Source organism: Sphingobium sp. SA916 (genome assembly GCF_002894065.1).
GTDB lineage: Bacteria > Pseudomonadota > Alphaproteobacteria > Sphingomonadales > Sphingomonadaceae > Sphingobium > Sphingobium fuliginis.
The window spans coordinates 41,885-54,689 of sequence record NZ_LXYF01000048.1 but is presented as its reverse complement, the minus strand read 5'-3'; the positions used below and the strand labels follow the sequence as shown (position 1 = coordinate 54,689).

General features: G+C 64.2%; 10 protein-coding genes. 7 read left to right on the top strand and 3 right to left on the bottom strand.

The genetic code is table 11. The annotated features are described in order from the left end of the window. Window positions 1-205: 205 nt before the first annotated feature. Window positions 206-1,879, bottom strand: coding sequence for a GMC family oxidoreductase (locus tag A8G00_RS15370; protein WP_103001079.1), 1,674 nt, complete (start codon window positions 1,877-1,879; stop codon window positions 206-208). A 185-nt stretch (window positions 1,880-2,064) separates the two neighbouring features. Between A8G00_RS15370 and A8G00_RS15365 the strand changes: the two genes are divergently transcribed. The 4 genes from A8G00_RS15365 (at window position 2,065) to A8G00_RS15350 (ending at window position 7,401) form a co-directional block, all read left to right on the top strand. Continuing rightward, window positions 2,065-2,853, top strand: coding sequence for an SDR family NAD(P)-dependent oxidoreductase (locus tag A8G00_RS15365; protein ID WP_103001078.1), 789 nt, complete (start codon window positions 2,065-2,067; stop codon window positions 2,851-2,853). A gap of 40 nt (window positions 2,854-2,893) precedes the next feature. Next, window positions 2,894-4,369 carry an aldehyde dehydrogenase gene (locus A8G00_RS15360; RefSeq protein WP_103001077.1) on the top strand — a complete coding sequence of 492 codons (1,476 nt, stop codon included), beginning with the start codon at window positions 2,894-2,896 and terminating at the stop codon, window positions 4,367-4,369. Window positions 4,370-4,385: 16 nt separating this feature from the next. Then, window positions 4,386-5,717, top strand: a complete 1,332-nt coding sequence (locus A8G00_RS15355) for an MFS transporter (protein ID WP_103001089.1) — start codon at window positions 4,386-4,388, stop codon at window positions 5,715-5,717. A gap of 109 nt (window positions 5,718-5,826) precedes the next feature. After that, a complete protein-coding gene (locus A8G00_RS15350) occupies window positions 5,827-7,401 on the top strand; it encodes an AMP-binding protein (protein ID WP_103001076.1) in 1,575 nt (524 codons plus the stop codon). A 56-nt stretch (window positions 7,402-7,457) separates the two neighbouring features. Here A8G00_RS15350 and A8G00_RS15345 read toward each other — a convergent pair whose 3' ends face one another. Beyond that, complete coding sequence (locus A8G00_RS15345; RefSeq protein WP_172451870.1) at window positions 7,458-8,306, bottom strand: metal-dependent hydrolase; 849 nt, start codon at window positions 8,304-8,306, stop codon at window positions 7,458-7,460. Between the two features lie 171 nt (window positions 8,307-8,477). Between A8G00_RS15345 and A8G00_RS15340 the strand changes: the two genes are divergently transcribed. Together A8G00_RS15340 and A8G00_RS15335 are read left to right on the top strand one after the other, a co-directional pair. After that, window positions 8,478-9,581, top strand: a complete 1,104-nt coding sequence (locus A8G00_RS15340; protein ID WP_103001074.1) for an epoxide hydrolase family protein — start codon at window positions 8,478-8,480, stop codon at window positions 9,579-9,581. Continuing rightward, window positions 9,578-10,324 carry an enoyl-CoA hydratase-related protein gene (locus tag A8G00_RS15335; protein WP_103001073.1) on the top strand — a complete coding sequence of 249 codons (747 nt, stop codon included), beginning with the start codon at window positions 9,578-9,580 and terminating at the stop codon, window positions 10,322-10,324. Before A8G00_RS15340 ends, A8G00_RS15335 begins: the two co-directional genes overlap by 4 nt. Window positions 10,325-10,377: 53 nt before the next feature. Here A8G00_RS15335 and A8G00_RS15330 read toward each other — a convergent pair whose 3' ends face one another. After that, complete coding sequence (locus A8G00_RS15330; RefSeq protein WP_061936754.1) at window positions 10,378-11,484, bottom strand: amidohydrolase family protein; 1,107 nt, start codon at window positions 11,482-11,484, stop codon at window positions 10,378-10,380. 284 nt (window positions 11,485-11,768) lie between these two features. On the opposite strand from A8G00_RS15330, the gene A8G00_RS15325 reads away from it, so the two are divergent. Then, window positions 11,769-12,755 (top strand): TauD/TfdA family dioxygenase, encoded by a 987-nt coding sequence (locus tag A8G00_RS15325; RefSeq protein WP_253258014.1) that lies wholly within the window; start codon window positions 11,769-11,771, stop codon window positions 12,753-12,755. Window positions 12,756-12,805: the final 50 nt, after the last annotated feature.

Genomic DNA, 12,805 nt, shown 5'->3' with positions numbered 1-12,805 from the left:
GCCTGCCGGCAGTCCGCAAAGCCATCCTTGATCGCCTCTCGCGTGCACCGCCAGGCCAATGCCCTCATTGCGGGGGTGCTCTCTCAAGCGCGTCAGTCTCACTTCTGCCAAAGTAGTGCTAGTTTGAACCGCGTTCCTGTGCAGGAGCAAGTCGCGCTTCAATCCAAAGCATCGCTGACTGAGAGAGGTGGCGACGCCAATCCTATCAGCTTTCGGCAAGGATCAGGTCGGAACCCTTCTCCGCGATCATCATCGTCGCCGCATTGGTGTTGCCCGACACGACGGCGGGCATGACCGAGGCGTCGACAACGCGCAGGCCTTCCACGCCGTTGACCTTCAGCGTGCCGGATACGACCGCATCCGGGCCGACGCCCATGGCGCAGGTGGAGGTGTGATGATAACCGGTCGACCCGCTCGCCCGCGCAAAGGCCAGCAATTCCTCATCGCTTTGCAGCGCTGCCCCCGGCGTCAGTTCATGGTCGAAATAGGGCGCGAGCGCGGGGCTTTCCATCACGCGGCGCGCCCAGCGCAGCCCGCCGACCTGAGCGCGGCAGTCCGCCTCCGCCGACAGGAAGTTGGGCTTGATCGAGGGCGCATCATGGAAGTCGCCGCTCTTCACATGGATGGAGCCCTTCGACTGCGGCCGCATCACATAACCGCCCACCGTCATCCCCGGCAGCTTTTCCATCGTCATGGCGCCATTTTTGGCCAGCGCCTCGAAATCCACCGTGGCGGGGCTGGCGAAGAATTGCAGGTCCGGCAGGTCGAGCGCCGGATCGGACTTGAGGAAAGCCGTCAGGTTCGACCCGCCCAGCGCCAGCAGTCCGGTACGGCTCGCGGCGAAACGGATCATCTGCCCCACCAGCGGCAGGCCGCGCGACATGGCGTTGAAGCTGGAAGCGCCCGGCTTGAGGCGAGCGCGGACCATCGATGCATAATGGTCCTGCAAATTCTCACCGACGTTCGGGCTGTCCACCAGCGTCGCGATGCCCAGCGCCCGCAGGCGTTCGCCCTGGCCGATGCCGGACAGTTCCAGCAATTGGGGCGAATTGATCGTGCCGCCCGAAAGGATGACTTCGCGGCGGGCGCGCACCTGCCGCAGCCGGCCGCCCTTCCAATATTCGACGCCGACGGCCTTCCTGCCTTCGAACAGGATGCGCGTGGCGTGGGCATGGATGATGACCTGGAGGTTAGGCCGCTTCATCGCCGGGTGCAGATAGGCGACCGCCGCCGATACGCGCAGGCCCTTATGGGCGTTGAGCCGGACCCGCGCCACGCCCTCCCGCGTGGTGCCGTTCAGGTCTTTGGCGACCGGGGCGCCCGCTTCCTCGAACGCTTTCGTCATGATGTCCAGCATCGGGTGCCGCATCGGCACGTCGCTGATCTTGAGCGGGCCTTCCTGCTGGTCGCGGCTGGCGCCTTCGCCCTGCTGGTTCTCGATCCGGCGGAAATAGGTTTCCGCTTCGTCCCAGCCCCAGCCCGTCAGCCCCCTTTGCCGCCAGCCGTCATAATCTTCCGGCAAGCCGCGCACCCAGAGGATGCCGTTGATGGAGGAGGAACCGCCCAGAACCTTGCCGCGCGGGAAGAAATGCTGCCGGCCGTCCGAACCCGGATCGGGATCGGTCATGTAATTCCAGTTTATGCGCGGGTCCTTCAGCATCCTGGTGAAGCCGGCGGGCACATGAATGTTCATCGTGCTCATCGCCTGCGCGGGATTGAAGAGATTCTGCAACGGCCGGTCGTCGCCGCCCGCCTCCAGCAGCGCGACCTTGTGGCGGCCGTTGGCGCTCAGCCGGTTGGCGAGCACGCAGCCGGCCGATCCGGCGCCGACGATGACATAATCGGCTTCCGCCTCCACGCTGCTCTGCGCCTCGACCATGCTGCCTTTCTCCTTATCCTCAGCACCGTGCATAGCGGGGAGGGATGAAGGGTGCGCAAGCCTTATGTCGGACTTTACCGACGAACATCGCCCTTATGATGGCTTGGCGGATGCCATCGAAATCCGGGGGTCGCCAGCGCTATGACTGCATCGGGACGCAGTCTTGGCCAAGGATGAGGATAAGAATGACGGGGCTTTTCTCGCTCGCGGGACGCACGGCGATGGTCACGGGAGCCTCCCGCGGCCTGGGCAGGGCGATCGCGCTGGGGCTGGCGGACGCGGGAGCATCGCTGATCCTCGCGGCGCGGGACGGCGCGAAGCTGGAGGAAACCGCCGAGGAAATACGGGCGGCTGGCGGGCGGGCGCAAACCATCGCGTTCGACCTGGCCGATCTGGAGGCGGTGCAGGCGGCGACCGACAGGCTGAACGCCGACGGCGCGGCCATCGACATATTGGTCAATAACGGCGCCATCGGCGGATGGGGACCGCTCCACGAGTCCACCCTCGCCCATTGGGAGAATATGTTCGATGTGAACGTATCGTCCATGTATTTGCTGTGCCGCGACCTGTCGAAAGACATGGCGGCGCGCAAATGGGGGCGGATCATCAACTTCGCCTCCTACGTCTCCGACACCGGGCGGCCGAACCTGTCCGCCTATGTCGCCAGCAAACATGCGGTGCTGGGCCTGACGCGATCCATCGCGGCCGACCTGGCGCCCCATGGCGTCACCTGCAACGCGATCGCGCCCGGATTCTTCGACACGGACATGGCCGCGCCCACCGTCGGCCATCCGGAGCGGGCGAAGATCTTCCGCAGCGCCATAGCGCTCCACCGCTTTGGCGATCCGAAGGAGATGGTCGGCCCCGTCCAGTTCCTGGCATCCGACGCATCGGCCTATATCACGGGCCACATGCTGCCGGTCGACGGCGGCGTCGCCAATATCCTGTCGCTGCCTGTCGTGGTCGAGACCTAAGCAGCCCCTTTCTTTGCCGAATCCAGAAGGAAAATCGCGCATGACCGATACGCTTCTCCACCTAGCGAACCCCGAAAAGCTGTTCATCGGCGGCGACTGGTCCCCTTCTTCCGGATCGGACGGTATCGAGATCATCTCGCCCGCCACCGAGGAGAAAGTGGGCCGCGTCGCCAAGGCGACCACCGCCGACATGGACCGCGCCATCGCGGCGGCGCGCAATGCCTTCGACAACGGCCCCTGGCCCCGCATGACCGGGCCGGAGCGCGCCGTCTATCTGCGCCGCATCGCTGAGGAAATGGCCAGGCGCAACGACGATTTCGCCCGCGCCTGGTCGCTGCAGGTGGGCATGCCCTATTCGCAATCGTCGATGACGGCCCCCTTCATGGGCGGCTATTACACCTATGCCGCGGACCTTGCCGAAAAGGGCTTTGAGGAGGTGCGTCCCGCCCTGGCGGGCGGGCATGCCATCGTCGTGCGCGAGCCGGTGGGCGTCGTCGCCGCCGTGGTGCCGTGGAACGCGCCGCTGGCCACGCTCTCCTTGAAGGTCGCCTTCGCGCTGGCGGCAGGCTGCACGATCATCGCCAAGCCTTCGCCCGAAACGCCGCTGGAAGCGTTGATCCTGGCCGAATGCATCGCGGCGGCGGGCGTGCCCGAGGGCGTCTTTTCCGTCCTGACGGCGGATCGCGACGTGTCCGATTATCTGATCCGCCATGAAGGGGTGGACAAGGTCAGCTTCACCGGTTCGACCGCCGCCGGCCTGCACATCGCCTCGGTCGTCAGCGCCCGGTCGGGACGCATCACGACGGAACTGGGCGGCAAGTCCGCCGCCATCATCCTGGACGATGCCGACATCGGCAAGGTCGTGGAAGGGATCATGCCGAACCTGGTCGGGCTGTGCGGCCAGCAATGCGCCGCCTTCAGCCGCATATTAGTGCCCGCCTCATTGAAGGGCGCGGTGGAGGAAGCGCTCGCCGCCGCCATGCAATATGTGCAGGTGGGCGATCCTTTCACTGAAACGACGCAGATGGGCCCGCTCGTCACCCAGCGCCAGCATGGCCGCGTCTTCGACTATATCCAGCAGGGCAAGACGCAGGGCGCCCGCATCGTCACGGGCGGCAACCGCCCTGCGCATCTCGACAAGGGCTGGTTCGTGGAGCCGACCCTGTTCACGGACGCCAGCAACGACATGACCATCGCCCGCGAGGAGATTTTCGGACCCGTCGGCACGATCATCGCCTATGGCAGCGAGGAAGAGGCGATCGCCATCGCCAACGACAATATCTACGGCCTGTCGGGCGGGGTGTTCACGCAGGATGTAGAGCGCGCCTACAAGGTCGCCCGCCGCATCCGTACCGGCAATTTCGGCCATAATGGCCGCGTCATCGACTACACCATCCCCTATGGCGGCTTCAAACAGTCCGGCGTGGGCCGCGAGGGCGGTGAGGAAGGGTTGCACGGCTTCACCGAGATCAAGGCCGTCTTCATGCAGGACCTGCCTGCCCATCTGAAGGGCTGACCCCTTGCACGCGCGCGTGGATGGCCCCGCCGACGCCCCCGCCCAGACCAGTCACTGGCCGGACAATTATGGTCCGGCCAGCGCCTGGTGGACCGTCTTCATCCTGATGATCTTCCAGATCGTGTCGATGATCGACCGGCAGGTCATATCGGTGCTGATCCCGGAGATGCGGGCGGAGCTTGGCCTCAACGATTTCCAGATCAGCCTGGTGCAAGGCCTGTCCTTCGCGCTCTTCTACGGACTGATGGGGCTGGTGATCGGTGGGCTGGTCGACCGTTATTCGCGGCGCGCGATCATGTTCACCGGCATCGTGGTCTGGTCGCTGGCGGCGGCGGGCACAGGGCTGGCGCGCAGCTACAGCCAGCTCTTCGCCGGCCGGCTGCTGGTGGGCGCGGGCGAGGCGGCGGTATCCCCCGCCGGGCAGTCGCTCCTTGCCTCCATCTTCCCCCGTCATCGGCTGACGACGCCGATCGCCTGCCTTTCCGTGTCCGGCGTCATCGGCATATCGCTGTCCTACGCGCTGGGCGGCAACCTGCTCGCGCTGTTCAGCGCGGAGCCGTTGAGCGGTCCGTTCGCGGGGCTTGCCCCTTGGCGGCAAGTGCTGGTGGTGACGGGCCTGCCCGGCGTGGCGGTCGCGTTCCTGGCCTTCGCCTTTCGCGAGCCGAAGCGCCGCAGCCAGCCTCCGCCCGACCGGCAGGCGGCAAGCTGGGGCGCCTTCTTCCGCCATATCGGCGCGCATCCCCGGCTGATGCTGGGGCTGATCCTGGGATCGGCGGTGATGGCCGTCGCCATTCAGGGGACGATGGTATGGACGCCGACCTATGCCCGCCGCGTGCTGGGCGTCAGCGCGGCGGAGGTGGGAACGATGATGTCGGTCGCGGTCGCGCTGGGCGGCATCGTCGGCGGCCTGTCGCTGGGCGTGCTGATCGACCATCGCTTCGCGCGCGGCACCCGCGACATGGCGCTGCGATTGCTGTGCGGCTTCTGCATCGCGATTCCCCCGGTTCTGGCGGCGGCCTTCGCAGCCGGCAATTTCGCCCTGCTGTTCGGCGCGATCACGCTGATGATGATGACCATGGGGTCGAGCTATGGGCCGACCATGGCCGCCGTGCAGATGATCGCGCCCATCGAGATGCGCGGACGCTTCGCCGCGCTGATGGTTTTGGCGTCCAATCTGTGCGGCTATGCGCTGGGACCGATGCTGATCGGTTTCCTGACGGATTATGTCTATGGCGATCCCATGAAGCTGGGCTGGGCGATCATCACCGGCCTGCTGACCGCCGGACCGCTCGCGGCCTGGATGGTCTGGTCGGCGCGGGGCGATTTCCTGCGCCATCTGGATCGATGAAGCCAGCCATCACAACCACGGTGATGCCAAGCTTGTCCTTCCTTCGAAGGCGAGTTCGGCCCATGCTGCAACATGGCATCGGCACCAGAATCCTGACGAAAAGGCCATCATGACGACGACTATTCCCGCCCTCATGCGCAGCGCCGCCGCGCGTCACGGGGACCGCCCGGCCCTGGTTTCGCAGACAGACGGGGCGATCAGCTATCGCGAACTCGACCGCCAGGCCGATCTGGTCGCCAAGGCCCTGATCGCGGATGGCGCCCGGCCGGGCGACCGGGCCGCCATCTGGGCGCCCAATATGTGGGAATGGGTCGCCATCGCCATCGGCATCCAGCGCGCCGCGGGCGTGATGGTGCCGCTCAACACGCGCCTGAAGGGCGGCGAGGTGTCGGACATCGTGCGGCGGGGACAGATTGTCCGCCTGTTTTCCATCGGCAGTTTCCTGGGCCGCTATTATCCGGCCATGCTGAAGGACGAAGCGATGCCCGGCCTGCGCCGCCGCATCGTGTTGCGCGCCGAACCGCAGGAACTGGGCGAAGGCGAAATCGGTTTCGAGGATTTCGTCGCGCTGGCCGCAAACAGCAGCGACGCGCAGCTTGCCGAGCGCGAGGCGATGGTGAAGCCCGACACGCTGGCCGACCTCATGTTCACGTCCGGCACGACGGGAGCGCCCAAGGGCGCGCTGTTCGATCATCGCCGGTCGCTGGGCGGCGGTCAGGCATGGGTCGACATCGCCCGGCAGACGGCGGACGACCGCTATGCCGCCTTCGGTCCCTTCTCGCACAATGCATCCTACAAGGCGGGCTGGGTCGCATCGCTGATCGCGGGCAGCACGCTCTATTGGCCCGAAGCCTATGATCCGGCCAGCGTGCTCGACCTGGTGGCGAAGAACCGGATCACCGTGATGCCCGCGCCGCCGACCGTGTTTCAGGAGATGCTGGCCTTTCCGAACTGGCGCGATTGGGACATTTCGAGCTGGCGCTTCATGTCGACGGGATCGACCGTCGTGCCGATCGAACTGATGAAACGGCTCCAGGCCGAAACCCCGATCCAGGAGATCAGCACCGGCTATGGCATGACCGAATGCTGCGGCTCCGCGACGCACACCCGGCCGCGCGATCCCATGGAACGCATCGCCTATACGGTCGGCACGGCGATCCCCGGCACGGAAATCCGCATCGCCGGACCCAACGGCCATTCCCTTGCCGTGGGCGAGCCGGGCGAAGTGCTGATCCGCGACGACAAGCTGCTGATCGAATATCTCGACAATCCGGAGGCGACCCGCGCCACGCTCGACGCCGATGGCTGGCTGCATTCGGGCGATGTCGGCTGTCTGGATGCGGACGGGTATCTGAAGCTCACCGACCGGCTGAAGGACATGTATATCGTCGGCGGATTCAACGTCTATCCGGCGGAGATCGAGAAGCAGATGACCGGCCTGCCGGGCATCCACCAGTCCGCCATCATCGGCGTGCCCGACCAGCGGCTGGGCGAAGTGGGCCATGCCTTCATCGTCCGGGCAGCCGGTTCCTCCATCACGGCGGAGGAGGTGATCGGCTGGGCGAAGGCCAATCTCGCCAATTACAAGATCCCTCGCGGCGTCACCTTCCTCGACGCGCTGCCGATGAATTCGACGGGGAAAGTGATCAAGTTCGCGCTGAAGGAACTGTATAAAAGCGCGTGACCGGGAAGAAGAGGCGTCAGCGCCGCGCGCCCCGTCATTTCTGGCGAACCGTCAGCTCAGGCCTCCGCCGGTCCCGATTTTTCGAACTGGCGGAGAAAATCGAACAGCCCGGGCGGGGTTGGTTTTTTCCCCGGATCGTACCAGGGCAGCAAGTTCTTGAGCAGTTGTGGGAAAAATACCCTGAGCTGGAAATTGTTGAGCGCCTTGATGTCGCGATCAAGCGCGGCTTGTTCGGCAGGCGTCATGCTTTTCTTGTCCTGCTCGATCAGGTAGGAAAACATGCGGTCCATGAAACCCCGCAAATGAACCATGGCATAGAGGCAGCCATAGACACGGTAGAAATAGCCGTTCCAGATCCTGCCCCACAGGCCGCGGCTGTAAATCCGGTGATAGATCTGGAAGCAGACCTCCCGATGTTCGAACTCTTCGGCCATATGCCATTTCCAGAATGCCACGGCATTGGGGTCGGCGCCTTCGATCAGCGCATCCATCCGCTCGAACCAGATGCCGCCCTGCACCGCGCCCAGCGATTCGAAGCCGTCGGCATAGGCGAGCATGAATTTGAGCGAGCGGTTCTTCAGGAAAGCGTCCAGATCGTCGGCCAGCTTCTTCTCGAACTCGGCCAGCCGGGGATAGCCTTGCGCCGCGATCACCTTGTTGAACTTCTGATGCTGGCGGTAATGCTGCGATTCCTGGCCGATGAAGGCGGCCATGTCCTCGCGCAGTTGCTCCGAACCGGCGGGCAGGCGCTCCATCGCGATGTTCAGCACCTTGATCAGCCAGGGTTCGACCGGGGCGGGAATGATCGAGGTCGCGTTCTGGAACTGGGCGAAGGCGATATTGGGCGCCCAATGTGCGCGCACCTTTGAAAAATCGATACGTGGATAGCGTATGATGATGCCCACGGACATCCCCTCTTTCTTTCGTTGTCATCAAGGATACGCCATCGTACCACCGGCCCGTTCTCCCGTCATGACTGCCCGGGAGTCCGATCATGACTGTGATGCATCCGCCCATGGATATTCGGCCAGGGGATGGAAGCATTATGAATCGGCCGATCATTGAGGAGAGGCCCTTTGACTCCCACCCCCTTCTGCATCGACGTGCCGCAGTCCGTGCTCGATCATATCCGGCACCGGCTGGCGGACAGTCGCATCGGCTATATGCCCGACGATCCCGACCAGTGGAAATATGGCATGGATGCGCGCTATCTGGCCGAGCTGGTCGATTATTGGCGTTCGGCATATGACTGGCGCGCGGAGGAGGAGAAGCTCAACCGCTGGCCGCAGTTCATGGTCGAGATCGACGGCATCCCCATTCATTTCTATCATGTGCGGGGCAGTGACGCGCACAGGCCGCCGATCCTGCTGACGCATGGATGGCCGGGATCGGTGGTGGAGTTCCAGGAGGCGATCCCGCTGCTGACGGAGGCGGGCTTTTCCGTCGTCGTGCCGTCCCTGCCCGGCTATGGCTGGTCGGGCCGGCCGCCGCGGCCGATCGGCCCCGCCCGCGTCGCCGCCTTGTGGCGCGTCTTGATGGTGGACGTGCTGGGCTATCCGCGCTTCTTCGCGCAGGGGGGCGACTGGGGATCGGCGGTGACGACGCAGTTGGGCATCAGCCATGCCGATGTCGTGGCGGCGATCCATCTCAATTTCTTCATGGCGCCGCCGCCGCATGCCGATGCCGATGCGGAACTGCTCGACTATTGGGCGCAGGTCCGCACGGTGATGGAGGCGGAAAGCGGCTATCATCACGAACAGGCCACCAAACCGCAGACCATCGGCCTTGCGCTGCACGACAATCCGGTCGGCTGGGCGGCCTGGGTGGTCGAGAAATTCTGGCGCTGGGGCGACACCAAGGGCGATATAGAGAGCCGGTTCAGCAAGGATCATCTGATCACCAACCTCATGTCCTATCTTGTCACCGACAATGTGATGTCGTCGATATGGATGTATTACGGCCTGAACGGCGACGCGCTGGCGGCCGGGCCGGTGACAGTGCCCACCGCGCTCGCCCATTTTCCCGGCGAATTCTATCCCATGCCCAGCCACGCCCTGGCCAAGCGGCAATATCATGTGGTCCGCATGACGAAGATGGACGCGGGCGGGCATTTCGCCGCGATGGAGGAACCCCAGGCGTTCGCCCGCGACGTCGTCGCATTTTTCGAGAGCTGGATATGACGCTGGAACCGAATGGCGTGCTGCTGGCCGAGGAAGCCGGCGAAGGCATATTGCTGCTGACGATGAACCGGCCGGCGCAACGCAATGCGATCGATCTCGCGCTGCTCGACGCCATGAACGCGGCATTCGATGTTTTCGTGCAGGACGACCGCTGGCGGGTGGGCGTGTTGACGGGCGCGCCGCCCGCCTTCTGCGCCGGGCTGGACCTCAAGACCTTCTCTGCCCCCGAGGCGCCGCGCCAGGGCGTGACGGCGCTGATCCAGCGCGTACCGCGCCTAGGCAAGCCCATGATCGCCGCCGTCGGCGGTGCGGCCTATACTGGCGGGCTTGAGCTGGCGCTGGGTTGCGACTTCATTCTGGCCAGCGAGAATGCCCGGTTTGCCGATACGCATGCGAAGATCGGCGCATTGTCGGGCAGCGGCATGGGGTCGCGCCTGCCCCGCGCCGTAGGCGCGCGCTTCGCCCGCCAGATGATATTGAGCTGCCAGCCGGTCGATGCCGCCACGGCCTTGCGCGTGGGCCTGGCCAATGAGCTTCTGCCGGCTGAGCAATTGCTGCCCAGAGCCATCGAGATCGCCGGGGCGATCGCCGCGCACGATCCCGGCCTGATCCGCATGTCCAAGAGCGTGATCGATCGCGGAACGGAAGGCACGCTGGCCGACGCGCTGGCGATCGAGACGGAGGCGCTGCAACAGCGCAAGGCCATGGGCGCCATGGCGTGGAGCAGCGCGACGCCCGGCTGAAAGAAAGGGGGGCGAACCAAAGATCCGCTCCCCTTCCCTTACCCCTTTTCCGGTCAGATGCCCCAGAGCTGGGCCGCCGTTTCGCCCAGCACCTTGCGCGCGGCGGGCTCACCCACCGTGTCGAAGATGCGCTTCATGATGGCGTCGCTGCTGCCCATCACACCTTCCGGATGCGGATAGTCGGTCGACCACATCACCCGGCCATCCCCGATGCGCGCGATATTCTCCATCGCGACATCGTCTTCCATGAAAGTGGTGTAGCAGTGGTTATGCCAGTACCAGCTCGGCTTCTGCGCCAGCTTGGGCCGCAATTCGGTCGCATAGTCGCGTGCGACCTTGTCGGCATTTTCCAGCGTGCCGGGCACCCAGCTCGCGCCGCCTTCGGTGAAGACGACGCGCAGGCCGGGGAAACGGTCGAACAGGCCGGAGAAAACCAACTGCCCGAACAGCCCGGTGAAGGGCATCAGATTGGCGTTCAGGTTCGCGCCCAATGAGCCCCGGCCGCTATATTGCAGATAGGCGCCGATATGGAAGGAGACGGGAAAGCCGCTTTCCTGGATCGCTTCCCAGAACGGGTCCATATCCTTGCTGTTGTAGCGCACGCCCTTGGGACTGACGGGAATGTCGATCGCCTTGTAGCCGAGCTGCTTCAGCTTCTGGAGATAATCCTTCGTTCGTTCCGGCCACAGGAAGGTGGGCAGCAGCGCGACGGGGAACAGCCGGTCGGGCGCCGCTTCCTTCCATTCCGCGGCCCATTCATTGCAGACATCGACGCAGCGATACCAGAATTCCTTGTCCGGCATGCGGATCAGGCTGTTGAGGCGGCCATGATAGATGATGGCGGCGTCAATGCCCTCCGCATCCATGTCCGCCAGGCGCTTGTCGACATCCCAAAAGCCCTCGCGCCCTTCAGGGAAGGTCGGCGGCAGGCCGGGGACGTCATAATTCTGGCCGTCGACTTCGAGATGGAAGCCCGTCTCGTCCTTCCAATATTTAGGCGCGCGATCTTTGTCCGCGCCCTTCAGCCGGTTTTCCCACAGCCCCGGTTCCTCGATCAGATGATCGTCGCTGGAAATGACGCGCATGCCGGCCGGCCTCTCCCACGATCGGGCCGGCATGACGCGGTCCTTGGGCCACGGGGTCGCGGTGAAACTATTCATCCTTTTCCATTCCTTCTTGGGGATCTCGTCCGACACGGGGCTGCCGTCCGCTACCCCCGTCTTGCTCGCCCTTATAGCATGACCGAAGGAATAGGCGCCGTTATGGGCGGGTTCCGGGCGATGTCATCAGACTTCTGATGAGTTGTCGAAAGTCCATTCAAGATCATTGTTCAATGATATTGAATAGTTTTTTCGAAAATTGCCCGATTATAGGGGCAATGGATAAGGTTTAACATGAGCGCACTGGTCCGCCGTTATGGCCCGGCCGCATGCGCGAGGAGAGAATGATGCTGAAAGAAGACGAGGTTCAGGAAAGGGCCGGGCTCAAGGTCCGCGCACTCAGCCCCGGTTTCGGTGCGGAGATCATCGGCGTCGATCTGTCGCGCCCGCTGGACGACAACATGGCAAACGCAATCCGCGACATATGGATCGAGGCCGGACTGCTGCTGTTCCGCGATCCCGATGCCGATGACGAAGCGCAGATGCGGCTGAGCCGTCTGTTCGGGGAGATGGAGCCGGCTGCGACCGCCGATATGAACGATCCCAACAACCAGTTCATGATGACGCTGAAATATGACCCGGCGGACGACAAGCCCCGCTTCCAGACCGATTATCATTTCGGCGGGCATGACCGGGCGGGCTATATCCCGTGGCATTGGGACCAGAGCTTCATGCCGACGATCGTGCGCGGCGCGGTGCTCCGCATGGAGAAGCCGGCGACGCAGCTTGGCCGAACCGGGTTCATCGATGCGATCGAAGCCTATGAGCGGCTGTCGCCCGGAATGAAGGAGAAGATCGACGGCATGGAGGTCGTCTATCATTTCGTGACGGACTTCATGCAGTGCAAATATGGCGTCCCGGCCGATCTCCGTGCCTTGGCGCGCGACACGCCTTCTGGCGGAACGAAATATGATTTCCCGCCCGTCGTCCACCCGATGGTCATCACCCAGCGGGAGACCGGGCGCAAGGCGCTGAAGATTTCACCGCTGCAGGCGCAGTATATTCTGGGCATTGATCGGGCCGAAAGCGATTCGCTGCTCGCCGAACTGGCGGCGCATCTGACCGACGAGCGACATGCCTATTTCCACGACTGGCAGAAGAACGACATGCTGGTATGGGACAATTGGCGGATGATCCACCATGCGGAGGGCGTGCCGTTGAACGTCCCACGCAGCGCCCGCCGCACCACGATCATGGGCGACTATGCGGTGGGCCGCTATCTCGACCCGGCACTCGACCGCAACCGGGCCGTCAAGCGGATCGTGGATTGACAATCAGGGGAGCGCCTTGTCACCGCCTTCGGGCCGTGATGGGGCGCCTT